The sequence below is a fragment of the Pseudomonas sp. D5(2026) genome (assembly GCF_057766845.1).
The window spans coordinates 2,987,165-3,011,664 of the sequence record NZ_CM173421.1 but is presented as its reverse complement, the minus strand read 5'-3'; the positions used below and the strand labels follow the sequence as shown (position 1 = coordinate 3,011,664).

Annotated in this window: 21 protein-coding genes; 18 read left to right on the top strand and 3 right to left on the bottom strand. The window is 62.5% G+C overall.

What is annotated here, in order from left to right:
• Positions 1 to 179 precede the first annotated feature (179 nt).
• Positions 180 to 2,090: an AAA family ATPase gene (locus AC3B5Q_RS13915; protein ID WP_021785088.1), complete on the top strand. Its 1,911-nt coding sequence runs from the start codon at positions 180 to 182 to the stop codon at positions 2,088 to 2,090.
• A 37-nt stretch (positions 2,091 to 2,127) separates the two neighbouring features.
• Here AC3B5Q_RS13915 and AC3B5Q_RS13910 read toward each other — a convergent pair whose 3' ends face one another.
• Positions 2,128 to 3,513, bottom strand: a complete 1,386-nt coding sequence (locus AC3B5Q_RS13910) for an aldehyde dehydrogenase family protein (RefSeq protein ID WP_104961739.1) — start codon at positions 3,511 to 3,513, stop codon at positions 2,128 to 2,130.
• A 107-nt stretch (positions 3,514 to 3,620) separates the two neighbouring features.
• Here AC3B5Q_RS13910 and ptrR point away from each other — a divergent pair, with 107 nt between their 5' ends.
• From ptrR to AC3B5Q_RS13895, 3 genes are all read left to right on the top strand, one after another.
• On the top strand, positions 3,621 to 4,487 hold the full coding sequence (gene ptrR / locus AC3B5Q_RS13905; RefSeq protein ID WP_028697444.1) for a putrescine utilization regulator PtrR: 867 nt from the start codon (positions 3,621 to 3,623) through the stop codon (positions 4,485 to 4,487).
• 126 nt (positions 4,488 to 4,613) lie between these two features.
• A complete protein-coding gene (locus AC3B5Q_RS13900) occupies positions 4,614 to 5,057 on the top strand; it encodes a hypothetical protein (protein ID WP_021785091.1) in 444 nt (147 codons plus the stop codon).
• A gap of 253 nt (positions 5,058 to 5,310) precedes the next feature.
• A complete protein-coding gene (locus AC3B5Q_RS13895) occupies positions 5,311 to 5,832 on the top strand; it encodes an acyloxyacyl hydrolase (protein ID WP_021785092.1) in 522 nt (173 codons plus the stop codon).
• A gap of 31 nt (positions 5,833 to 5,863) precedes the next feature.
• Here the strand turns inward: AC3B5Q_RS13895 and AC3B5Q_RS13890 are convergent, their stop codons facing one another.
• The gene (locus tag AC3B5Q_RS13890) at positions 5,864 to 7,990 is read right to left on the bottom strand and encodes a TonB-dependent siderophore receptor (RefSeq protein ID WP_021785093.1); all 2,127 of its coding nucleotides are present in this window, start codon (positions 7,988 to 7,990) and stop codon (positions 5,864 to 5,866) included.
• A gap of 256 nt (positions 7,991 to 8,246) precedes the next feature.
• Positions 8,247 to 9,137, bottom strand: a complete 891-nt coding sequence (locus AC3B5Q_RS13885) for a universal stress protein (protein WP_488392634.1) — start codon at positions 9,135 to 9,137, stop codon at positions 8,247 to 8,249.
• 125 nt (positions 9,138 to 9,262) lie between these two features.
• Between AC3B5Q_RS13885 and hisN the strand changes: the two genes are divergently transcribed.
• The 14 genes from hisN (at position 9,263) to AC3B5Q_RS13815 (ending at position 24,465) form a co-directional block, all read left to right on the top strand.
• Positions 9,263 to 10,054, top strand: coding sequence for a histidinol-phosphatase (gene hisN, locus AC3B5Q_RS13880; protein WP_021785095.1), 792 nt, complete (start codon positions 9,263 to 9,265; stop codon positions 10,052 to 10,054).
• Positions 10,055 to 10,242: 188 nt separating this feature from the next.
• Positions 10,243 to 10,974, top strand: a complete 732-nt coding sequence (locus tag AC3B5Q_RS13875) for a hypothetical protein (RefSeq protein WP_021785096.1) — start codon at positions 10,243 to 10,245, stop codon at positions 10,972 to 10,974.
• A gap of 299 nt (positions 10,975 to 11,273) precedes the next feature.
• The gene (locus AC3B5Q_RS13870) at positions 11,274 to 12,230 is read left to right on the top strand and encodes a helix-turn-helix transcriptional regulator (RefSeq protein ID WP_103444376.1); all 957 of its coding nucleotides are present in this window, start codon (positions 11,274 to 11,276) and stop codon (positions 12,228 to 12,230) included.
• Between the two features lie 159 nt (positions 12,231 to 12,389).
• The gene (benA, locus tag AC3B5Q_RS13865) at positions 12,390 to 13,748 is read left to right on the top strand and encodes a benzoate 1,2-dioxygenase large subunit (RefSeq protein ID WP_488392633.1); all 1,359 of its coding nucleotides are present in this window, start codon (positions 12,390 to 12,392) and stop codon (positions 13,746 to 13,748) included.
• Complete coding sequence (gene benB, locus AC3B5Q_RS13860) at positions 13,745 to 14,230, top strand: benzoate 1,2-dioxygenase small subunit (protein ID WP_004374327.1); 486 nt, start codon at positions 13,745 to 13,747, stop codon at positions 14,228 to 14,230. Before benA ends, benB begins: the two co-directional genes overlap by 4 nt.
• 72 nt (positions 14,231 to 14,302) lie before the next feature.
• Positions 14,303 to 15,313, top strand: a complete 1,011-nt coding sequence (benC, locus tag AC3B5Q_RS13855) for a benzoate 1,2-dioxygenase electron transfer component BenC (protein ID WP_021785099.1) — start codon at positions 14,303 to 14,305, stop codon at positions 15,311 to 15,313.
• A gap of 194 nt (positions 15,314 to 15,507) precedes the next feature.
• The gene (locus AC3B5Q_RS13850) at positions 15,508 to 16,269 is read left to right on the top strand and encodes a 1,6-dihydroxycyclohexa-2,4-diene-1-carboxylate dehydrogenase (protein ID WP_021785100.1); all 762 of its coding nucleotides are present in this window, start codon (positions 15,508 to 15,510) and stop codon (positions 16,267 to 16,269) included.
• A 57-nt stretch (positions 16,270 to 16,326) separates the two neighbouring features.
• Positions 16,327 to 17,655 (top strand): MFS transporter, encoded by a 1,329-nt coding sequence (locus AC3B5Q_RS13845; RefSeq protein WP_275966903.1) that lies wholly within the window; start codon positions 16,327 to 16,329, stop codon positions 17,653 to 17,655.
• A 29-nt stretch (positions 17,656 to 17,684) separates the two neighbouring features.
• Complete coding sequence (gene catA / locus AC3B5Q_RS13840) at positions 17,685 to 18,599, top strand: catechol 1,2-dioxygenase (RefSeq protein WP_392470516.1); 915 nt, start codon at positions 17,685 to 17,687, stop codon at positions 18,597 to 18,599.
• A gap of 146 nt (positions 18,600 to 18,745) precedes the next feature.
• Complete coding sequence (locus AC3B5Q_RS13835; protein ID WP_021785103.1) at positions 18,746 to 19,945, top strand: benzoate/H(+) symporter BenE family transporter; 1,200 nt, start codon at positions 18,746 to 18,748, stop codon at positions 19,943 to 19,945.
• 54 nt (positions 19,946 to 19,999) lie between these two features.
• Entirely contained in the window at positions 20,000 to 21,250 is a 1,251-nt protein-coding gene (locus tag AC3B5Q_RS13830; protein ID WP_338443379.1) for an OprD family porin, read from the top strand.
• A 74-nt stretch (positions 21,251 to 21,324) separates the two neighbouring features.
• The gene (locus tag AC3B5Q_RS13825; RefSeq protein ID WP_021785105.1) at positions 21,325 to 22,404 is read left to right on the top strand and encodes a metal-dependent hydrolase; all 1,080 of its coding nucleotides are present in this window, start codon (positions 21,325 to 21,327) and stop codon (positions 22,402 to 22,404) included.
• Positions 22,405 to 22,472: 68 nt separating this feature from the next.
• Positions 22,473 to 23,384, top strand: coding sequence for a LysR family transcriptional regulator (locus AC3B5Q_RS13820; protein ID WP_004374343.1), 912 nt, complete (start codon positions 22,473 to 22,475; stop codon positions 23,382 to 23,384).
• Positions 23,385 to 23,484: 100 nt separating this feature from the next.
• A complete protein-coding gene (locus tag AC3B5Q_RS13815) occupies positions 23,485 to 24,465 on the top strand; it encodes an LLM class flavin-dependent oxidoreductase (protein WP_004374344.1) in 981 nt (326 codons plus the stop codon).
• Positions 24,466 to 24,500: the final 35 nt, after the last annotated feature.

Genomic DNA, 24,500 nt, shown 5'->3' with positions numbered 1-24,500 from the left:
GCGGGGCTGCCGGCCTCTTCGCGGGCTCGCCCGCTCCCACAGCACCAGCATGGTTTCGTGAATCGCACGTTGCCTAGGGCGCGGGCGGTTCCGCGAAGCGGCCAGCCCAGGCAACACTGAACCCAGCATTCCACGCCAAAAGTTGCTATCGTGCCGCCCTGATTTCACCCGAGGTGCCGATGTTCTACCTGCCTTTGTCCAGCGACCAGGCTGACCGCCTCGCCAGCGCGGCTGTAACCGAATTCTTCACCACTGCCAGTGTGCTCGATGCCGCCGCCGTGCTGTTCGTGCAAAACCTGCCACGTCAGCCTGCCATCGCCTCGGCCGACGCGCAGGAGCGTCGTTTCGCCGAAATCGTGCGCATCGCCAACCAAGTCGAAGGTGTCGCCCCCGGGCGCTTCCAGGGCCAGGTAGCGCAGCACTTCGATCGCGAAGCATTCGCCATGGGCCTGGGCATGCTGGGCGAAAATGGCATTGCACTGCTGTCGGCCGAAGTGGAGTACCAGGCGGACGAGTTGCTGGATGACGAAGGCCAGTGGAACTTCCAGTTCGCCGACCGCTACCGCCAACGGGCCACGCCGCTGCACCCGGTGTACCTGCCATCGCTGGCCAGCGACTTGATGCTCAGCGACCAGCAAAACCGCCTGCTGCGTGAATTCCTCAGTGGCGTCGACGAGTCTGTGGCTGTGCAAGGTTTCGCCGGCACCGGCAAGACCTTCCTGATTCACCAGTTCGCCCGGCTGCTGGAGCCGCAGCGCACATTGCTGCTGGCCTTGACCGAAGGGCAGTTGCGCGCACTGCAGGCGCGGGTCAAGGACGCTGCCGCCTATACCGCGCTGACCTTCGGCCAACTGGCTGACGAACTGCTCAACCGCGACCTCACCAGCAACGGCTGGCGACTGCGCGATCCGTATCGCACCAAGCTGTCCTGGCGCCCCCAGGAAGCGCAAGTGGTGCGCTGGTTGGCCATCCCTGATATCGGCCCGCTCGCAGCGCGTGACGTGGTTGCCTTGTGCATCCGCGCCGTGCGCACGTTCTGCCACAGTGCCGATACCCAGCTTCAACTGCACCACTTGCCCTGGGCCGGGCCTGGCACCTCGCCGCTGGATCAGGAGGTGCTGCTGGAAAAGGCGCGCCTGTACTGGCAAGAGCTGATTCGCCCGTCGGCGCGGGACATTCAGCTGCCGGTGCGTGACTACCACCGGGTCAAGCTGCTGTCGCTGACCGAACATGTGATCGACAGCCGTTACACCCATGTCATCGTCGACGAGGCCCACGAGTTGTCGGCACCGATGCTGGCGGTACTCGATCGCAGTCCGCAGTCGATCATTACCCTGGGTGACGAACTGCAAAACCTCAACGGCCTCAGCCCGCACCATGGCAGCTTCATCCGCCAACGCTGCATTGACCACTCACTGCGCGCCGGGCCGGCAATGGACAATGTGCTCAACCCGCTGATCCAGGCGCACCCGGCCACGATCCAGGCAGCCTTCAGTGGCAATGCCGAGCACTACACCCGGGTCAGCTTCTTCGACACGGTGATGGTGCCGGAACAGCCCACGGCGCTTATCGTCGATGATGAATGGGGCCTGTTTGGCTGGTTCCAGCGCCTGACGCATCAGGGGGTGCCGTTCTTGTTGCTGAAAAGCGCTCGCAAGGACTTTGAACTGTTCGTCGAGGACTGCATCGAGCTGTACCGCTACGGCACGCGGCCGCGCCACCCGATGCTGTTCCGCTATGCCAGCTGGCAGGCGCTGGAGCAGGACAAGGGCGATGACAAAGCGTTCGTCGCCGTGGCCAACATGCTGCGCAAGGGCTACACGCCGGAGCACTTTGCCAAGGCCAAGAGCCGTTACCGCTGGGACAAGGCGCCGAAGTTGTTCCTGGGGCGTGTACGGGATGTGAAGAACATGGAGTTTGCCCGGGTGATGGTGTCGCCGGAACTGATGGTAGCGCCACAGGTGGCGGGTAACCGCAATGAACGGGCGCGTATGCTGGCGGGGTTGTATACCGCCTGTTCGCGGGCAAGGCATGAATTGATCGTGCCGGGGGGGATGCTGGACTGGGTCAAGGACCAGGTTCGGGATTGAAGCGCCTGGGGCTGCAAAGCAGCCCCAGGGTCATGAATCAGTTACGGTCCAGCCACACCGTCTGGGCATTGGTGAACTCGCGCACCCCAAAGTGCGACAGCTCACGGCCGAAACCGCTCTTCTTCACGCCACCAAACGCCACGCGGGGGTCGGAAGCGCAGTAGCCGTTGATGAACACGCCACCGGTATCCAGTGCAGCGGTCATGCGTTCGGCCAGCGCATAGTCGGCTGTGTAGATGGTCGAGGCCAGGCCGAACTCGCTGTCGTTGGCCAGTTCCACGGCATGGTCGGCATCGCGTGCAGTGATGATCGCCGCGACAGGGCCGAACAGCTCCTGCTTGAACGCGGTCATGTCCGGGGTGACATTGGCAAACACGGTCGGCGCGTAGAAGTTGGCCACGCCTTCGACCTTGTTGCCGCCCAGCAGCAACGTGGCGCCTTCGGCCAACGTCGCCTGAACCTGGCCGTCCAACTCGTCGCGCAGGTCGTAGCGGGCCATCGGGCCAATATAGGTGTCGTCCTCCAGCGGGTTGCCGACTTTCAGCTGGCGAGTGGCTTCAACGAACTTGTGGGTGAACGCGTCGACGATGCTGGCTTCCACGATCAGGCGCTTGGCGGCGGCGCACACCTGGCCGGTATTCTGGTAGCGGCCTATCACCGCAGCCTGGACGGCGGCATCCAGGTCGGCGTCGGCCAGGACGATGAACGGGTCAGAGCCACCCAGCTCCAACACGCACTTCTTCAGCGCGGCACCGGCCTGTGCACCAATCGCCATGCCTGCACGCACGCTGCCGGTCAGGGTCACGGCGGCGATGCGCGGATCGTTGATGGCGCGGGTGACGCCATCCGGGGTCACGTTCAACACTTCGAACACGCCTTCCGGCAGGCCGGCATCCTTGAACAGCTCACCCATCAGGTAGGCGCTGCCCATCACGTTCGGTGCGTGCTTGAGCACGTAGGTGTTACCCGCCAGAATCGCCGGCACGGCACCGCGCAGCACCTGCCAGACCGGGAAGTTCCACGGCATCACCGCCAGGATCGGGCCTAGCGGGCGGTATTCGATACGGGCTTTTTCGACCTGGGTCGGCTCGGCGGCGAGCATGGCCGGGCCGTGCTCGGCGTACCAGCGGCACAGGCCCACACACTTGCTGACTTCACCGCGAGCCTGGGCGATCGGCTTGCCAATTTCGCGGCTGATCATGTGCGCGAAAGCTTCAGCCTTGGCTTCGAGGGTGCCGGCCAGGGCCAGCAGGTACTCGCTGCGCTGACCCAGCGACACCTGGCGCCACTGGCGGTAGCCGACCTTGGCACGTTGCAGCGCCGCTTCCAGTGCGGCGTCGGTGTCGAACGGGTAGGCGCCGATCTGCTCGCCGCTGTACGGGTCGAGGGAGATGGCGTGGGTCAGGCTGCTGATCGCGCTCATGGCGGGACACTCTCGTTGTTGTTAATCAATGAGGCCAGACTAGTGGGCTATGGCTTTAATGAAAACTGAATAATAATGAGCGAAACATTCACGTTTGGAGAATGCCTGTGGACCTGGTGCAACTGGAGATCTTCAAGGCCGTGGCAGAGCAGGGCAGCATCAGCGCCGCCGCGCAGCACATCCATCGGGTGCCGTCGAACCTGACCACGCGCATCAAGCAACTGGAGGAGGACTTGGGTGTAGAGCTGTTCATTCGCGAGAAGAGCCGCCTGCGCCTGTCGCCTGCGGGTTGGAACTTCCTCGAATATACCCGGCGCATCCTCGACCTGGTCCATGAGGCGCGGCTGACCGTGGCGGGTGAAGACCCGCAGGGCACCTTTGCCCTCGGATCGCTGGAAAGCACGGCGGCGGTGCGCATCCCGGCGCTGCTGGCCGCCTATAACCAACGCTACCCCAAGGTTGACCTTGACCTGTCCACCGGGCCCTCCGGGACCATGCTCGAAGGCGTGCTGTCTGGCCGCCTGGTGGCCGCGTTCGTCGACGGCCCGGTGCTGCACCCGACGCTGGAGGGCATACCGGTGTTCGAGGAAGAGATGATGGTCATTGCGCCGCTCAACCATACACCGGTAACCCGCGCCCAGGACGTGAACGGTGAAAGCATCTACGCCTTCCGCGCCAACTGTTCATACCGCCATCACTTCGAAAACTGGTTCGTAAAAGACCAGGCGGTACCGGGCAAGATCCACGAAATGGAGTCGTACCACGGCATGTTGGCATGCGTCAGCGCTGGCGCCGGCCTGGCCATGCTGCCGCGCAGCATGCTCGACAATATGCCCGGGTGCAGCACCGTCAGCGCCTGGCCAATGTCGGAGGACTTCCGTTACCTGAAAACCTGGCTGGTATGGCGACGGGGTACAGTCTCGCGCAGTTTGAGCATGTTCGTGAAATTGCTTGAAGAAGGTCGTGCAAGCTGATGTTTTCGCTCGATAACCTGATTATCTGAAGTGAATTCATCTACATGACCGGGTATCAGCACGAACACCCCTTCGCTGGGAGGATCAAATAACAGGTAAGCCATCCTCGAAAAGGAGGGTCGTACCATGCGTAACCATCACTATGCGCTCGGCGCTGCCTTGCTGATTACCCTGGCCTTGCCATGGACGCTGGCCGCTGCCGCCGACCTCAATGCCCCCATCGACATGCAGGCCGTGCAGTTGCAACCGCAAGAACAGAATGGCGTGCGCTACCTGCAGGGCGGTATCGGCCAGGACGAGGCCAATGCCCTGCGCAAGACCGCGGGTTATGACCTGCACGTAGAGCTTTCGACCGGTCCGGAAGGCAAGTTCCAGAGCGGGGCTTCGGTCGATATCCAGAATGCCCAGGGCCAGCCCGTACTCAGCGTCAGCGATGCCGGGCCACTGCTGTATGTGCAACTGCCTCCCGGCAAATACAAGGTCATTGGCAATGCCCAAGGTCAGTCGGTGCAGCAGTGGGCGGCCGTGACGGGCAAGGCCCCCACGACCGTTAACCTTAATTGGCGTTGATGAAGAGACGGGGAGGAGTACGGATGTACTCCTCCCTTGGTTAAGATCACGTCTCGCGAATTCCTGTGCCCGGCAGGCACATCTTTACCGAGTGTTTTAGTCAATAGTGGCAATACACTTCCAACTTTCTGATTATCTGGACAATAATCAGAAAAGTATTACTTCGCATGACCGGTCTGGATGCACCGGTCAGCGCATAACGTCGAGGGGCCCAAGCCCCCGCTTGCCGTGTAGACCATCAGGAGAGTCGTAGATGAAAACCCGTCTAGCAGCTTCGCTGGCCGTTGCAGTGCTGGCCTTTGCCGGGGCCGATCTGGTCCAGGCTGCGCAGATATCAGGCGCCGTGGGCGCAACTAGCCAAGGTGACATGACCTACCGTATCGGCATGTCGTTCGACTGGGACAAGAAATGGCTGGAAAGCAGCACCGGCCATGTGAGCGGGTACTGGGATGCGGCCTACACCTATTGGGAAGGTGGCGATGCCAGTGGTGCGCATTCGCTGTCGTTCAGCCCGGTGTTCACGTATGAGTTCAGCGGCTTTACCTACACGCCTTACATCGAGGCAGGTATTGGCCTGGCAGCGTTTTCAAAGACCGACGTAGGGGACCAGCGCCTGGGGTCGTCGGTCAACTTCGAAGACCGCATCGGCTTTGGCCTGAAGTTGCCGGGAGAACAGAAGGTAGGCATCCGTGCCATGCATTACTCCAACGCCGGGATAAAGCAGCCAAACGACGGCATCGAGTCGTACTCGCTGTTCTACAGCACAGCTTTCTGAAATTACGGGGCCGCTGCGCGGCCCCGGCAATTCAGAAGGTATAGGAAACACCGGCCTGCACCGTGCGCGGTGCGCCGGGGTATACGTAGCTGTTGAACGCCCCTTCGTCATACCCCTTGTTGAACACGTTTTTCACGTCCAGATTCAACCGCACATGCTCGTTGACCTTGTAGAAGCTCAACAGGTCGACCACGCTGTAGCGTTCCATCGTGTAAGTGGCTGCCGATGTCTGCCCCGCACGGTCGTCGACATACTTCACGCCTACGCCCAGGCCAAGGCCTTTGGCCAGGCCATCCTGGAACTCGTAGGTGTTCAGCAGGCTGAAGGTGTTGCGCGGGATATTGGCCAGGCGCGTTCCCTTGGGCAGGGTAGTGTCCTTGGTGACTTCGGCGTCCACGTAGGCATAGCCACCGATCACGCGCCATTCGGGGGTGAGGTTGCCGGCGATGTTGATGTCCAGGCCACGGCTGCGCACCTCGCCGGCCGCGATCTTGTAAGTACCAGTAAGGTCGCTCGGGTCGTTGGCCAGTACGTTTTCCTTGACGATGTGGTAGATCGCCGCGTCGACACTCAACTGGCGGTCGAGTGACTCCCATTTCACACCCAGCTCGTAGGACTTGCCTTTCTCTGGGTCGAAACCGCCGCCACTGGCCGGCGTGCCCGTATTGGGCTTGAACGAACGTGCGGTATTGGCGTAGACCGCCAGGGTATCGGTCAGGTCGTAGATCAAGCCAAGGCGGGGTGTAACGCCGTTTTCGCCCTTGCTGAAATCGCCGGCATTGTTCAGCTTGTTGTCATAGTCATGCTCGAAACGCTCGAAGCGCACACCCGCCAGCGCCTTCAATCGCTCGGTCAGCGCTACCTGGTCCTGAATGAAGAACGCCCACGTCTGCAGGTTTTCCTTGTCCCAGGTGGTGGTGCGGTCCAGTGCCGGGCGCGGCTGGCCCAGTACCGGGTTGTAGATGTCGATCGGGTAGGCTGCCGAGGAACGCTGGATGATCGAGTTGTAGTCGTAGTTCTCGTATTCGACACCGGTCAGCAAAGTGTGGCTGAGCGTACCGGTATCGAAATGCCCGGTCAGGTTCAATTGCCAGTCACGGTCGGTCCATTCCAGCTTGCGGTAGTTGAAGTTCCGCTGCAGGGTGCGGCCGTCTGGCAGTAAATTGCTCCCCTCGACTGCATTACCCTTGAGCGAACCATCAAGGAACTGGAACCCGCCTGCCAAAGTCCAGTCGTCATTGAGCAGGTGCTCGAAACGCAGCTGCGCCATGTTGTTGTCGTTATGCAGCAGGTTGTCGCTGCCTTTTTCCCAGATATAGGTATCGCGCGAGGCGCTGCCGGTCTGGGTGGGGTAGCGGGTCAGGCCGCGATCGAGGGGGTGGTTGTTGCGCATGAAATCGCCTTCGAAGGTGATCTTCGTGGCGTCATTGACCTGCCAGCTGATGACCGGGGCGACATCGTAGCGTTCGCTTTCGACATCGTCGCGGAAGCTGTCGCCACCTTCACCCAGTATGTTCAGGCGGTAGGCCAGCGAGCCGTCCTGGCTCAGCGGCCCGGTGGCATCGAGGGTGGCACGGTGCATGCCCTGGTCGTCGAACTGGCTGCCAAGGGTAACCTTGGACTCGGGCAACGGCTGCTTGCTGACCACGTTGAACGTACCGCCAGGGTCGCCACGGCCGTACAGGCTGCTGGCCGGGCCACGGATGACCTCCAGGCGCTCGACGGTGTTGGCATCCGGGGCATTGGGGTAGCCGCGGTTGATCGGAAAGCCGTTGCGGTAGAACTCACCGGTCGTGAAGCCACGCACGGTGAAGGTTGTCAGGCCCTGGCCGCCGAAGTTGTTGGCGCGGCCGACACCACCGGCGTAGTCCAGGCCGTCCTGCAGGCGCGTGGCGCCCGTGTCTACCAACACATCCTTGGGCACCACGCTGACCGATTGCGGGGTTTCGTGCAGCGCCGTGTCGGTGCGGGTGGCACTGGCCGAGCGGCTGGCCTTGTAACCTTCGACCGGGCCGTCCGCACGCTCACTGTCGGCAGTACTGGTGATGCTCAGGGCCTGGAGTTCGATCTGGGCAGGGTCGCTGAGCGGTTCAGGCTCGGCAAAGGCCAGCGGGGAGACAGCATGAAGCACACAAAGCGAAACGAACGTGCGGCGCATCGACGGTACGATCCTTGATTAGGGCGCTGAGGGGCTAGGTCGGTAAATGCCGCGAACATACTACGAATCATTATCAAATGCATTCATTTTTAGTGGCACTGGTGTACCAGAAACCAACGCAGATAACGCGTCAGTGACAACAGTGCCTGCAGGAACTGCGGAGGGGCCGACAGGTTATAAGCTGCTCCGTGGCTGGAAGTGCCTCTTCACATGTACAAGGTTATTCCTGCCCGGCCCCAAGGCAGGCTGCTGAAGCTCAGCGAACAGCCTTGATCGCCAACACATTGCACAGCGGGTGTTCCAGCACATGCGCTGTTGTCCCGCCCAGGAATGTCTGCATGGCGTCATGGCGATGACTGCCCATGACTATTACGTCCACTCGGTTGTGGCCGACGAACTGGGCAATGGCCATGATCGCGGCCCCTTCGAGGAAGTGCCGGCGCTCCAGCGGAATTTGGTGGTGGTCGCCCAGGCGGTTGAACGCCGCCCGCTGCGCGGTTCGCACGCTGCCATCGAAGCCAGGCATGGTGACCGTACCGGCGCCGAAGTCGGCGATGTGGGTCTTGGCCGCGTCGCACACATGCAGCAGGTGCAGCTCGGCGTTGCACTGCAGGGCCAGGTCATGGGCGCAGTGGATGACCTGCTCGTCCAGGTGTTCGCCAGCGCCGTGGCTGTTCAGGTCCACTGCGGCGGCGATCTGCCGTGGCAGGGGCAGGCGAATGTCACTGACCAGGTGTACGGCGACCGGGCTGTCCTTGAGCAACTGCCAGTCCAGCGGCGTTACCAGCAGGCGTTTGAGTACGGGTTCGTGCTGTACGTCCTTGACCAGCAGGTCGCAGCCCAGCCGTTCGACCCGTTCCAGTACGCTGCCCAGCGGGTCGCGGGTCAACAACAGCTCGGTGGACACGTCCACGCCGGCATCGCTCAGTTGTTCCGCCTCATCCGCCAGCCATTGGCGGTTGTCGCTGAGCAGCCGCTCACGCTCACGACCATCGCTCATCAAGCCAAAGGTGTCGACGTCGTCGACGAACACATTGATATCCAGCAGGGCACCACTGGATTCCGCCAACGCCGCCGCGCGTTGCAGCGCAGGCGTATGACGCATTTGCGGGCCCAGCATGACGAACAGACGTTTGAACTGGCTCATCGCACACCTCCACGTGTGGCAGCCCCCCGGTAACCTGATCATGTTCAGTCTAGACTGCCGCAGCGTACACCGGGGCGATGTGTCGGGTATGATGCGTGCCCCATCATTGTCACGAGGCCCGTCCCATGTCCCTGAGTGCTGAACAGATCGTTGAGTATCGCGCCTTTGCCGAGCAAATGGCCGATGCTGCCGCTGCAGCGATCGCGCCGTACTTCCGCGCCAGCCTGGAAGTCGAGGACAAGGGCGGGCGTCTGTACGACCCGGTGACCGTGGCCGACAAGGCCGCCGAAGACGCCATGCGTGAGCTGATCCAGGCGCGTTATCCCGAACATGGCATTCTCGGTGAAGAGGCCGGTGTTGCAGTGGGCAGCAGTCCGCTGACCTGGGTGCTCGACCCGATCGACGGCACCCGGGCGTTCATTACCGGCTTGCCACTGTGGGGCACCTTGATTGCCCTGAATGACGGCACCCGCCCCGTGCTGGGCGTGATGAACCAGCCGTTCACCGGCGAACGTTTCGTGGGTACCCCGGCAGGCGCCTGGCGCAGTGGCACGCCCCTGAAGACGCGTGCCTGCGCCAGCCTGTCTGCCGCCACACTGATGTGCACCACGCCGGAAATGTTCGACACCGCCGAGCGCAAGGCGGCATTCGAAGCGGTCGCCAGCAAGGCGCGGTTGATGCGTTATGGCGGTGATTGCTATGCCTACTGCATGCTGGCCTCGGGCTTTGTCGACGTGATTGTCGAAGCGAGCCTTCAGCCGTATGACGTACAGGCGCTGATGCCGATCATCGAAGGGGCGGGTGGCGTGATCACGGCCTGGGATGGCAGCTCGGCGCAGAATGGCGGGTGTGTGGTGGCCTGCGGTGACCCGGCGCTGCATGCGCAGGTGGTGGAGATGTTGCGCCACGCCATGTGATCCGGGTTCGTCGCTCCTAGCCTCTCGCGGGCGAGTCCCTTCTTGTGGGAGCGGGTTCACCCGCGAAGAGGCCGCCACAGGTTTTTTCCATTCTCTCCAGCCACCGCACTTTTTCCCATTTTCGGGCTCTATGCTTGGCCAGGCCGCGCTGACTCCCGGCGCAGCCGCCGAATATCGACCCGGTGCCGATGGTTGCAAGCTACTCGAATTTCCTCCCCCGCCTGCTACTGACAGGTGCCCTGGCATGCCTGTGCGCCTGTACTCAGCAGCAAGGCCGTGACATCGTCGGCCAGTTCAGCGACGGCAAACCCAGCGAGCTGTTTCAAACCAGCGTCGACCGCCTGGCCACGCTGTCGATGCGCGACAACTTGCAAAGCCTGTACCTGCTGATGAACAAGCTGTACCTGCGCAACCCCAACCAGTGGAAGGTGTCTGGCTACCTTGATGCCGCCACCGCCGAGCGACAGATCCGCATTGCCATCGAACAACGCCGGCCGCTGCCACAACTGGGCAACCGCCGTGACCTGGCGGCATTGAGCTACGCCCTGAGCCCGGAGTTTCGCGGGGACCGGGTCGGCGCCTTCATCTACGCCATTGGCAGCATGCTGATCACCGCGCATGGCGGGCGTACCGAGTTCTACATGACCGATACCATCGACCCCCTGTTCATCAACAACGCTGCGCGCAATATCGAGAAGGCGACATGGATGCTCAGTCAGCGGCAAGATGCCAACGGGGTGCTGTTGCTGTTCTCGAACGAGATCTCGGAGGAGGGCAGCAACCTGAGTTTTGCCGTTGAGTTCGGCAAGATCGTCGCGCGGCTGGACTTGCTGGCCGAGTTGCTGGATGAGCGTTATCGGCGCATAGGCTTGAACTACGCGCAGAGCCTGTTGCTGATGAACTTCCTGCCGGTGCAGTGAATGACGGTCGTTGCAGGAGCGCTTGGTCCGCCGCCATGTGCAGGCCACGCGAGTACCGCAAGATACTGTTCGATTAACGAACAAGCATGACGCCGGACCTGTCCGCTATCCGCCCAGCCAATCCCATCGTTGCATTGCCCAACCCCCGCCTTTTTGCTGTAGTGTCCCCGTTTGCCGGCTGTCGCCTGCCCCTGCGACGCGCAGCCAGCCCGATAGAATGACCGTGATGACCGCAACCACAGCCGACAAGACGGTAGGGCGCGGCGACCAGAACAATAACGATACCGAGTGCCTTGCCTATGGAAAGCCGCCTGCTGAGCGAGCGCAGTAGCGTGTTTCACCACGCCGACCCTTACGCTGTGTCCGATTATGTGAACCAGCATGTTGGCCAGCATTGCATCGGTCTGTCCCGCACCACCCACCCCCAGGCCAGCCTCAGCCATCGCAAGTTCGCCGAGCTCGACCTGTGCCGTATCAGCTATGGCGGCAGTGTTCGCGTGACGTCGCCCGCGCTGGAAACCATCTACCACCTGCAAGTCTTGCTCAATGGCAACTGCCTGTGGCGCGGGCACAAGCGCGAGCAGCACCTGGTACCGGGCGAGCTGCTGCTGATCAACCCAGACGACCCGGTTGACCTGACTTACTCGGAAGACTGCGAGAAGTTCATCCTCAAGGTGCCAACCCGGCTGCTGGATTCGATCTGCGATGAACAGCGCTGGCAGCGGCCTGATGGGGGCGTGCGGTTCTTGCGCAATCATTACCGGCTGGATGAGCTGGATGGCTTCGTGAACCTGCTGGCCATGGTTTGCCATGAGGCGGAAGTGGGCGATTCACTGCCCAGGGTGCAGGGCCATTACAGCCAGATTGTCGCCAGCAAGCTGCTGACCCTGATGAGCACCAATATTCGCCGTGAGAGCCTCAGCTCACCGGGTGCAAGCCTGGAGCGGATCATCGACTACATCGACCGCAACCTGAAGTTCGAACTGACAGCGGAGGCGCTGGCGGAGCAGGCGTGCATGAGCCTGCGCTCGTTGTATGCGCTGTTCGACCGGCACCTGCAGACCACACCCAAGCAGTACGTGCGACAACGCAAGCTGGAACAGGTGCGTGCCTGCCTGGGCGATGCCAGTTGTTCGGTACGTAGCGTGACCGAACTGGCCATGGACTATGGCTTCCTCCACCTCGGGCGCTTTTCCGAGGTGTATCGGCAGCAGTTTGGCGAATTGCCGTCCGAAACCTTGCGCAACCGGCGTTAAGCCGTACCGGTCTCTCGCGGGTGCGCCCGCGAAGAGGCGCTTGAACCTGTCACCTCAACCTGCACAAAACGGATAGCACCCCGCACAAACCGGATATTGCAACCCAATCCCAGCCTCTAACCTGACCAGGTCTAAACAATAACAAGGGAGACCCTGGCCATGTCCCTGGGATTCGACTACCTCAATGCCTTGCTCGAGGACGACCGTGAAAAGGGCATCTACCGCTGCAAGCGCGAGATGTTCACCGACCCACGGCTGTTCGACCTGGAGATGAAACACATCTTCGAGGGCAACTGGATCTACCTGGCCCACGAAAGCCAGATCCCCGAGAAGAATGACTTCCTCACCCTGACCATGGGGCGCCAGCCGATTTTCATCGCGCGCAACAAGGACGGTGAGCTCAATGCCTTCCTCAACGCCTGCAGCCACCGCGGTGCCATGCTGTGCCGGCACAAGCGCGGCAACCGTTCCAGCTATACCTGCCCGTTCCACGGCTGGACGTTCAACAACAGCGGCAAACTGCTGAAGGTGAAAGACCCCAGCAACGCCGGCTACCCCGACAGCTTCAACTGCGACGGCTCCCACGACCTGACCAAGGTGGCACGCTTCGAGTCGTACCGGGGCTTTTTGTTCGGCAGCCTGAACGGCGATGTGAAGCCGCTGGTCGAGCACTTGGGCGAGTCGGCGAAGATCATCGACATGATCGTCGATCAGTCGCCTGAAGGCCTGGAAGTGCTGCGCGGTGCCAGCTCGTACATTTACGAAGGCAACTGGAAGCTCACCGCCGAAAACGGCGCTGACGGCTACCACGTAAGCTCCGTGCACTGGAACTACGCTGCCACCCAGAACCAGCGCAAGCAGCGCGAGGCGGGTGACGAGATCAAGACCATGAGTGCTGGCGCCTGGGCCAAGCAGGGCGGCGGTTTCTATTCCTTCGACCACGGCCACCTGCTGCTGTGGACCCGTTGGGCCAACCCGGAAGACCGCCCGGCCTATGAACGCCGCGACCAATTGGCTGCCGACTTCGGCCAGGCGCGCGCCGACTGGATGATCGAAAATTCGCGCAACCTGTGCCTGTACCCCAACGTGTACCTGATGGATCAGTTCAGCTCGCAGATCCGCGTTGCCCGGCCGATTTCGGTGAACAAGACCGAAATCACCATCTACTGCATCGCGCCGAAAGGCGAGAGCGCCGATGCCCGTGCAAAGCGTATTCGCCAGTACGAAGACTTCTTCAACGTCAGCGGCATGGCCACCCCGGACGACCTGGAAGAATTCCGCTCGTGCCAGACCGGCTACGGCGGCGGTACCGGCTGGAACGACATGTCTCGCGGCGCCAAACACTGGGTCGAAGGTGCCGATGAGGCGGCCAAGGAGATTGAACTCGAACCCCTGCTGTCGGGCGTGCGCACCGAGGACGAAGGCCTGTTCGTGCTGCAGCACAAGTACTGGCAGGACACCATGATCCAGGCCCTCAAGGACGAACAGCAGCTGATCCCCGTGGAGGCCGTGCAATGAGCCTGTATGAAACCGTGCGCGACTTCCTGTACCGCGAAGCGCGCTATCTGGACGATGCCCAGTGGGACCAGTGGCTGGAACTGTACGCCAGCGATGCCAGCTTCTGGATGCCGAGCTGGGACGATGACGACACCCTCACCGAAGACCCGCAAAGCGAAATCTCACTGATCTGGTACGGCAACCGTGGCGGCCTGGAAGACCGCGTGTTCCGCATCAAGACCGAGCGCTCCAGTGCGACCGTGCCCGACACCCGCACCTCGCACAACATCAGCAACATCGAGATCGTCGAGCAGGGCGAGGGTAGCTGCCAGGTGCGCTTCAACTGGCACACCCTCAGCTTCCGCTACAAGACCACCGACAGTTACTTCGGCACCAGCTTCTACACCCTCGACCTGCGCGGCGAGCAGCCGCTGATCAAGGCCAAGAAGGTGGTGCTGAAGAACGACTACGTCCGCCAGGTCATCGACATCTACCACATCTGATACAGGGTTTTGCGAGCATTGCCCGGTGCGTCTTGTGACGCGCCGTGGCCCGGCTCGCCCGCGAGGTGCAACATGAGCTACCAGATCGCACTGAATTTCGAAGACGGGGTTACCCGCTTCATTGAAGCCACCGGTCAAGAAACCGTGGCCGACGCCGCTTACCGCCAAGGCATAAACATTCCGCTGGACTGCCGTGACGGCGCTTGCGGGACCTGTAAGTGCAAGGCTGAGTCCGGTCGTTATGACCTTGGCGACAACTTCATCGAAGACGCCTTGAGCGAAGACGAAATCGCCGAAGGCTACGTGCTGACGTGCCAGATGCGCGCTGAAAGCGACTGCGTCATCCGCATCCCGGCTTCGTCGCAGTTGTGCAAGACCGAGCAGGCCAGTTTCGAGGCCGCCATCAGCGATGTCCGCCAGCTGTCGGTCAGCACCATTGCCCTGTCGATCAAGGGCGAGGCCCTGAGCCGTCTGGCCTTCCTGCCGGGGCAGTACGTCAACCTCAAGGTGCCGGGCAGCGAGCAGAGCCGGGCCTATTCGTTCAGCTCGCTGCAGAAGGACGGCGAAGTCAGCTTCCTGATCCGCAACGTACCGGGTGGGCTGATGAGCAGCTTCCTGACCAACCTTGCCAAGGCTGGCGACAGCCTGACCCTGGCCGGGCCGTTGGGCAGCTTTTACCTGCGGCCGATCCAGCGCCCGCTGTTGCTGCTGGCCGGTGGTACCGGGCTGGCGCCGTTCACTGCGATGCTGGAGAAGATCGCCGAGCAGGGCAGTGAGCATCCGCTGCACCTGATCTACGGCGTGACCAACGACTTCGACCTGGTCGAACTCGACCGTCTGCAAGCGCTGGCGGCACGTATCCCCAACTTCACCTACAGCGCCTGCGTCGCCAACCCGGACAGCCAGTACCCGCAGAAGGGCTATGTCACCCAGCACATCGAGCCACGCCACCTCAATGACGGCGATGTGGACGTATACCTGTGCGGGCCGCCACCCATGGTGGAAGCGGTCAGCCAGTACGTGCGCGAGCAGGGCATTACCCCGGCCAACTTCTACTACGAGAAGTTTGCGGCTGCGGCCTGACAGCCCCCTCTGATTCAAAGCAATACGCCGACCCTGTGGGAGCGGGCGAGCCCGCGAAGCAGGTTGCGCGGTGGATGGCACGGGCTTCGCCCGTGTTCGCGGGCAAGCCCGCTTCCACAGTGATCGCGCAGCCTTTCAGGCTTTGAGCAAGACAGTTGCAGCCGCAGGGTCTCTCGCGAACTGGAGATTTGCATATGAACAACAGATTCCAAGGCAAGGTCGCCCTGGTCACCGGTGCTGCACAAGGCATCGGCCGTGGCGTGTGCTGGCGGCTGAAGGCCGAAGGTGCGCAAGTGGTGGCCGTAGACCGTTCCGAACTGGTCCACGAGCTGGCGGGTGAAGGCATGCTTACCCTCACCGCCGACCTGGAGCAACACACCGACTGCGCCCGGGTCATGGCCAGCGCGGTGGAAGCCTTTGGGCGCCTCGACATTCTGGTCAACAACGTAGGTGGGACCATTTGGGCCAAGCCCTTCGAGCACTACGATGTCGAGCAGATCGAGGCCGAAGTGCGCCGTTCGCTGTTCCCGACACTGTGGTGCTGCCATGCCGCGCTGCCCTACATGCTTGAACGTGGCAGCGGCGTCATCGTCAACGTTTCTTCCATCGCCACCCGTGGCGTCAACCGTGTGCCCTATGGCGCGGCCAAAGGCGGCGTCAATGCGCTCACCGCCTGCCTGGCCTTCGAAACGGCTGGCCGTGGGATCCGTGTAAACGCCACCGCGCCCGGCGGCACCGAAGCGCCACCCCGGCGGGTACCGCGCAACAGTGCAGCGCAAACCGAGCAGGAAAAGCACTGGTACCAGCAGATCGTCGACCAGACCCTCGACAGCAGTCTGATGCACCGCTACGGCAGTATCGACGAGCAGGTGGGGGCCATTCTGTTCCTCGCGTCCGACGAAGCCTCGTACATCACCGGCGTGACCCTGCCGGTAGGGGGCGGCGATCTCGGCTGAACTGCAACCTCAAGGCAAAAGCTTTCTTTCACAACAAAAACAAGAGCGACAGATGCCATGCGAACCCTTGACGTACACCCGATCATCGACAATGCGCGCTTTACCTCGTTTCACTGGATGGTCATGGCCTGGTGCGGCCTGCTACTGATTTTCGACGGATATGACCTGTTCATCTACGGTGTGGTACTGCCGGTCATCATGAAAGAGTGGGGGCTGACCCCGTTGCAGGCCGGTGCACTGGGCAGTTATGCGCTGTTCGGCATGATGTTCGGCGCCCTGGCCTTTGGCAGCCTGGCCGACCGTATCGGGCGCAAGAAGGGCATTGCCATTTGTTTCGCCTTGTTTTCGGGGGCGACTATCCTCAACGGCTTTGCCAGCAGCCCGAGCGAGTTTGGCATCTACCGCTTCATCGCCGGCCTGGGCTGTGGCGGCCTGATGCCCAACGCCGTGGCACTGATGAACGAATACGCGCCCAAGCGCCTGCGCAGCACGCTGGTGGCGATCATGTTCAGTGGCTATTCGCTAGGCGGCATGCTTTCGGCAGGTGTCGGCATTTTCATGCTGCCGCGTTTTGGCTGGGAGTCGATGTTCTTTGCCGCCGCTGTGCCACTGCTGCTGTTACCGGTGATTCTTTACTACCTGCCTGAATCCATCGGCTTTCTGGTGCGCCAAGGCCGTATCGAGGAAGCACGCACGCTGCTCAAACGGCTGGACCCGGACTGCGATGTCCAGGCCGATGATGTGCTTCAGGCGGCCGACCGCAAAGGCAGCGGCGCTTCGGTGCTGGAACTTTTCCGCAATGGCCTGGCGATTCGCACCCTGGCGCTGTGGGTTGCGTTCTTCTGCTGCCTGCTGATGGTCTACGCCCTGAGCTCCTGGCTGCCAAAACTGATGGCCAACGCCGGCTACAGCCTGGGCTCAAGCCTGTCATTCCTGCTGGCACTGAACTTTGGCGGCATGGCCGGGGCAATCCTCGGCGGCTGGCTGGGCGACCGCTACAACCTGGTCAAGGTGAAGGTGGCGTTCTTCATTGCCGCCGCACTGTCGATCAGCCTGCTGGGGGTGAACAGCCCGATGCCGGTGCTGTACCTGCTGATCTTCATTGCCGGCGCCACCACCATTGGTACGCAGATCCTGCTGTATGCAGGCGCTGCGCAGATGTACGGCCTGTCGGTGCGCTCTACCGGTCTGGGCTGGGCCTCGGGCATCGGCCGTAATGGCGCCATCGTCGGCCCGCTGCTGGGCGGTGCGTTGATGGGCATCAACTTGCCACTGCAACTCAATTTCATTGCCTTTGCCATCCCTGGCGCCATCGCCGCGCTGGCCATGGCCGTGCACCTGGCCAGTGGTCGGCGCCACGCCCAGGCCCTGGCGGCGCAGGCCTGAACCGAACAGAACAAGACGAGGTAACCCCCATGACCGTGAACATTTCCCATACTGCCGAGGTACAGCAGTTCTTCGAGGAGGCCGCAGGCTTTGGTAATGCGGCCGGCAACCCACGCCTCAAACGCATCGTGCAGCGCCTGCTGCAGGACACCGCGCGGCTGATCGAAGACCTGGACATCAGCGAAGACGAGTTCTGGCACGCCGTCGACTACCTCAACCGCCTGGGCGGTCGCGGCGAAGCCGGGCTGCTGGTGGCGGGGCTGGGCCTCGAACACTTCCTTGACCTGCTGCAGGATGCCAAGGACCACGAGGCAGGGCGGGTTGGCGGTACTCCACGCACCATCGAAGGCCCGTTGTACGTGGCTGGCGCACCGATTGCCCAAGGTGAAGTGCGCATGGACGACGGCAGCGAGGAGGGCGTCGCCACGGTGATGTTCCTGGAAGGCCAGGTGCTGGACCCGCACGGACACCCGCTACCGGGTGCCACGGTCGACCTGTGGCATGCCAACACCCGTGGTACCTATTCGTTCTTCGACCAAAGCCAGTCGGCGTACAACCTGCGTCGGCGCATCGTTACCGATGCCCAGGGGCGCTACCGCGCGCGCTCCATCGTGCCATCGGGCTATGGCTGCGACCCGCAGGGGCCAACCCAGGAATGCCTGGACCTGCTGGGCCGTCATGGCCAGCGCCCGGCGCATGTGCACTTCTTTATATCGGCGCCAGGGTACCGGCACCTGACCACGCAGATAAACCTGTCGGGGGACAAGTACCTGTGGGATGACTTTGCCTATGCCACACGGGACGGGCTGGTCGGGGAGGTGGTGTTCGTCGAAGGGCCGGAGGGTCGGCATGCCGAGCTGAAGTTCGACTTCCAGTTGCAGCAGGCCCAGGGCGGTGCCGATGAGCAGCGCAGCGGGCGGCCGCGGGCTTTGCAGGAGGCCTGATCCACCGAGTGGGCTGTTTCGCGGGCTTGCCCGCTCCCATAACGACTACACAGGCTTCACCTGTGGGAGCGGGCATGCCCGCGAAGCAGCCAACACCCAAACAAGAGCCCGCCACAAAGGCCGGCCGCTGCCTTGCGAGACGCTTCATGAAAACGCTGATCAAGGACTGCTCTGTATCGGCCATTGTCGCCGGCTGCATTGCCACCACGATCTCCTACGCCGGCCCGTTGGTGATCATTTTCCACGCCGCCGAAGCGGCCGGCCTGTCGCACCAGCAGTTGTCATCCTGGGTCTGGGCCGTGTCCATGGGCAGTGCGGTGCTCGGTGCGCTGCTCAGCCTGCGCTACCGCGTGCCGGTAGTGATCGCCTGGTCGATCCCGGGGTCGGCGCTGTTGGTCACCGCCTTGCCGCAACTGGGCCTGGCGCAGGCCGTGGGCGCCTACCTGGTGGCCAACCTGGTCCTGCTGCTGATCGGCATCAGCGGGGCCTTCGACCGCATCATCGCGCGCCTGCCGGGTTCTATCGCTGCCGGTATGCAGGCCGGGATCCTGTTCAGTTTTGGCATCGAGGTGTTCCGCGCCTTGCCGGTGCAACCGCTGCTGGTACTGGCGATGTTCGTCACCTACGTGCTGATGCGTCGGGTGCAGCCGCGCTATGCCGTGGCTGCGGTGCTGGGCGTGGGCATGCTGGTGACCGTGGCCAGCGGTACGTTGCGCAGCGAAGTACTGGTGCTGGAACTGGCCTCACCCCAGTGGATCACCCCCCAGTTCAGCCTGTCGGCGGTATTCAGTCTGGCGCTGCCGATGGTGCTGGTGGCGCTGACCGGGCAATTCATGCCGGGTATGGCGGTACTGCGCAACGCTGGCTACGTCACGCCGGCCAGCCCGCTGATCAGCGCCAGTGCCCTGGCTGGGGCGCTACTGGCGCCGTTCGGTTGCCACGGGCTGAACCTGGCGGCGGTTACCGCCAGCCTGTGCACCGGCCAGGAAGCCCATGAAAACCCCCAACGGCGTTATGTGGCAGCGGTGGCTGGCAGTGTGTTGTATCTGCTGCTGGGCATTGCCGGGGCCACCTTGATGTCGCTGTTCGCCGCCTTTCCCGCCGTACTGATCGCGGCCTTGGCCGGTTTGGCCCTGTATGGCGCCATCAGCGAAGCCTTGGTCCGCAGTCTGGCAGAACCGGCCGAGCGCGACGCCGGGCTGTTCACCTTCCTGGTCACCGCTTCGGGGGTGGCTTTCCTGGGCCTGTCGGCAGCGTTCTGGGGGCTGCTGTTCGGCCTGCTGGCGCACGCGCTGCTGAGGCTGCGCCAACCACGTGCCCGGGAGGTGCTGCGCCGTACCCCATGAACTGCCGTGTTTCCAACGCTTTACCCATAAAAACAAGATCAAGAGAGCTTCGGAATGAACCACACCCCTTGCGTTGCCCTGGGCCTGACATTGCTCAGCCAGCCACTGCTGGCTGCCGAAGGCGGCTTCTTCGAGGATTCGAAGGCCACCCTGAGTGCCCGTAACTACTACTTCAGCCGCGATTTCTCCGACATTGTCGGGGCCAACAAACAGTCCAAGGCCGAGGAGTGGGCCCAGGGTTTCATCCTCGACTTCAAAAGTGGCTACACCCCGGGCCCGGTCGGCTTTGGCGTGGACGCCATGGGCTTGCTGGGGATCAAGCTGGACAGCAGTCCAGACCGCGCCAATACCGGCCTGTTGCCGGTGCATGGCGACGGCCGTGCTGCCGATGAGTACAGCCGCCTGGCGCCGACCTTCAAGGCCCGGATATCAAAAACCGAACTGCGTGCAGGTGAACTGCAACCGAACCTGCCGGTGCTGACCTTCAGTGATATTCGCCTGTTGCCACCCACCTATCAGGGCGTGAGTTTGAGTTCGTCGGAAATCGACGGGCTGACCGTGCAGGCCGGGCACTTGAAAAGCACCCACCTGCGCAACGAAGGCGGCGACGGCAAGATGAACGCGATGCTTGGCCATGTGCCGATGCGGCAGGCCGAAAGCGACGCGTTCAACTATGTGGGTGGGGACTATGCGTTCAATGCCAACCAGAGCAGCCTCAGCCTTTGGTACGGTCAGCTGGAGGACATCTACCAACAAGGCTTCGTTGGCCTGAAGCACAGCAAACCCGTCGGGGACTGGGTACTCAGCGCCAACCTGGGTTATTTCACCGCGCGTGAGCAAGGCGATGCGCTGCTGGGCAACATCGACAACCAGGCGTTCTTCTCGCTGTTCACTGCCCGGCACGGCGGGCACAGCTTCCATGCCGGCTACCAGGGCATTTATGGCGATAGCCCGTTCCCACGGGTATTCGCCAACATCTCGCCGCTGGGCAACGAAGTGCCGACCTATGAGTTTGCCTACACCGACGAACGCTCGTACCAGGTGCGTTACGACTACAACTTCGCCGCCATGGGCGTGCCGGGCCTGACAGCGACCGTGCGCTACATAACCGGTAACAATGTCGATACCGGGCTGGGTTACGAGGGGCGTGATCGCGAGCGTGATCTGGATATCGGCTATGCGGTGCAGAGCGGGGCACTGAAAGGGTTGGGGATTCGGGTGAGGAATGCCATGGCGCGCTCCAACTACCGCAGTGATATCGACGAGAACCGCCTGACGCTGGTGTACACCTGGCAGCTGTTCTGAGCCATTCAGGAGAATTGCGCATCAGGGGTGTATGGGGGTAGCGTGCGGAAACGACTCTTTCAGGAATCCCCACCTTGGACTCCATCACCCAAGCCGTACTTGGCGCGGCGCTGCAAGGGACCGTGCTCGGGCGCATCCAGGGCCGACGCTCGCTGCTGTACGGTGCAGCACTGGGCACGCTGCCGGACCTGGATGTGATCATTCGCTATGCCGACCCGGTGTCGCAGATGACTTATCATCGCGGCTTCTCCCACTCGTTGTTCGTGCTCACCGGCCTGGCCTTGCTGTTGGCCTGGCTGGTCAACAAGCGCTGGCCCGGAAAGGGGTATACCTTGCCCAGGCTTTTTTTGGCGTTCTGGCTGGTATTGGTAACCCATCCGGTGCTCGACGCCTTCACGGTTTACGGCACGCAGTTGTTCTGGCCTTTGCACACCACCCCTGAAAGCTGGGCGGCGGTGTTCATTATCGACCCGGTCTACACCGTGCCGCTGCTGGCTGCGGTGGTCTTCACCCTCATGAAGGGCGTGACCCGCAGGGCTACCCGCCTGCTGACCATGGCCCTGGTGTTCAGTACCTGCTACCTGGGTTTCGGCCTGGCGGGGCGCATGGCTGCCGAGCAGCGTTTCCAGTCGGCACTGGACCAGCAAGGTATCGTCGTGAGCGAGGTGCGTGCCGTGCCGATGGCATTCAACAGCCTGGTCTGGCGGGTGTTGGCCAAGACCCCGGATGGTGATTATTACGAAGGCATCAGCAGCGTGCTCGACCAGCAACCCCCCGAAATGCAACGCTTGTCGCGCAATCTGGAACTGGCGCAAGCACTGAACAATGACCCTTTGCACCAGCGCTTGCGCTGGTTCACCGATGACTGGCTGCGTTATGACCAGATTGGCGACGCACTGGTGGTCACCGACCTGCGCATGGGTATCCCGGGGAATTACACCTTCCGTTTCAACATGGCTCAGCGCGATCATCAAGGGCAGTGGATGGTCGGTGTACCTTCGCCGTGGCGAGGCAGCGGGCCTGGCTCGCTGTTCAACGCTCAAGAGCTGATGCTTATCTGGCGACGCATTGTCGACCAGCAGCCGCCACTGCCGCTGGCTAACTGGACCGATCGCTACCTCGGGCAGACGGAAGCTGCAAGGCAGCCCCACTAGATCAGGAACCTTGCATTGCCTGAAATCGCACCCATCTATGGCGGTTCGATCAGCGTCAGGAAAACACCATGGAACCCAACCGCTTCGGCGACATCGCCGCTTTCGTCAGCGCCGCGAAGGCCGGCAGCTTCACAGCTGCGGCTGCCAGCCTGGGCCTGACGCGTTCAGCGGTGGGCAAGAGCATCGCCCGCCTGGAAGCCCGCATGGCGGTGCGCCTGCTCAACCGCACTACGCGCAAGCTGAGCCTGACTGATGAAGGCCTGGTGGCGTTCGAGCGCTGGCGGCAGATTCTGGATGACCTGGACGAGGTCGAAAGCACCATGGCCCTGCGCCGCGGCAAGCCCACTGGCACCCTGCGCCTGACCGCACCGCTGTCGCTCGGGCAGCGCCATGTATTGCCTATCCTCGACCAGTACCTCAAGCAATGGCCCGAACTGCGGGCGGATATCCGCTTCACCGACCGTTTCGTTGATCTGGTCGAAGAGGGCGTGGACGTGGCCGTGCGCATCGGTGCACCTAAGGAAGACTCGCAATTGCTGACGCGCACCGTCGCCTGGCAGCAGTTCGTGACCTGTGCATCGCCTGCGTATCTGGAGAAGCGCGGTGTGCCGCAGATGCCCGGCGACCTCTATGGCCATGACAAGATTGCCTTCCTGGCGGGCGAGAAGGCCATGCCCTGGCGCTTTCACACAGAAGCGGGGCTGCACCTGTGCGAAGATCCCGGGCGGCTGAACATCGACAGTTCCGAGGCCATGCTTGACGGCGCCCGGGCCGGTTTCGGTCTGATTCACCTGCCTACCTATATCACCGGTGACGACCTGCGCGCTGGCAATCTGGTGGAGGTACTGCACGCCTACCGCCCCCCGGCAGACCCCATTCGCATCGTCTACCCAAGCAAGCGCCACCTGTCCCCTCGGGTACGCGGCTTCATCGACTTGTTGGTGGCCAGCTGGGAGCCGGGCGTGCCTTGGGAATACTGATTGGGGAATGCCAGGCCCCTATGCCGGGCCTGAAACTGGGTTTATCGCTGGCGGCGCAGCATGGAAACTGGCAGCCATTGATAATCCCTCTGGAGACCCCATGACTGCACTGTCCGTACTGGATCTGGTCATGATCGGCGAAGGCAAGACCTTCGCCGATGCGATCGAAGAATCCCGCCAGCTGGCGCGGCATGTCGAGCAACAGCACTACAGCCGCTACTGGATCGCCGAGCACCATGACATGCCGGGCATTGGCTCGGCTGCCACTTCGCTGGTGATCAACGAAATCGCCAATGCCACCCGACACATTCGTGTTGGGGCTGGCGGCATCATGCTGCCCAACCATGCGCCGTTGGTGGTGGCCGAACAGTTTGGCACCCTCGATACATTGCACCCGGGCCGTATCGACCTGGGCCTGGGCCGTGCGCCAGGCACGTCCGGGCCGACCGTGCGTGCATTGCGCGGCGCCGCGCCAGAGCGAGATTTCAGCCAGGACATTGCCGAGCTGCGTGATTACCTGGCGGACAACGGCAAACGCCGGGTGCGCGGCGTACCGGGTGCGCACGATGTGCCGGTGTGGATCCTCGGTTCCAGCCTGTTCGGTGCTGACCTGGCGGCGAAGCTGGGCCTGCCTTATGCCTTCGCCTCGCACTTTGCCCCGCGTTACCTGCTGCAGGCCATTGCCCATTACCGCGCCAACTTCCAGCCTTCCGCGCAACTGGCCAAACCGTATGTGATGGTTGGCATGAACCTGTTCGCCGCTGCCAGCGATGCTGAGGCGGACTACCTGGCCAGCTCCCACCGCAAGTGGATGCTGGACCTGCATGTCGGGCGCTTTGGCTTGCTGCCCAAGCCGCAAGAGGGTTACATCGAACGCTTGCCGGACCACGAGCGCGCCGTGCTCGAGCAGGTGATGGCCTGCACCGTAGCCGGAGGGCCTGAACGGGTGAGGGAAGGGCTGCGCTCGCTGATTGAGCAGACCGGGGCGGACGAGCTGATGATCGACTGCCGCATCCATGACCCGCTGGCGCGGCAGCGGTCACATGCCTATGCAGCGCAGGCGTTGGCTGAACTGGGCTGACACGAAAAAAAACGGGCGCCCGCAAGAGCGCCCGT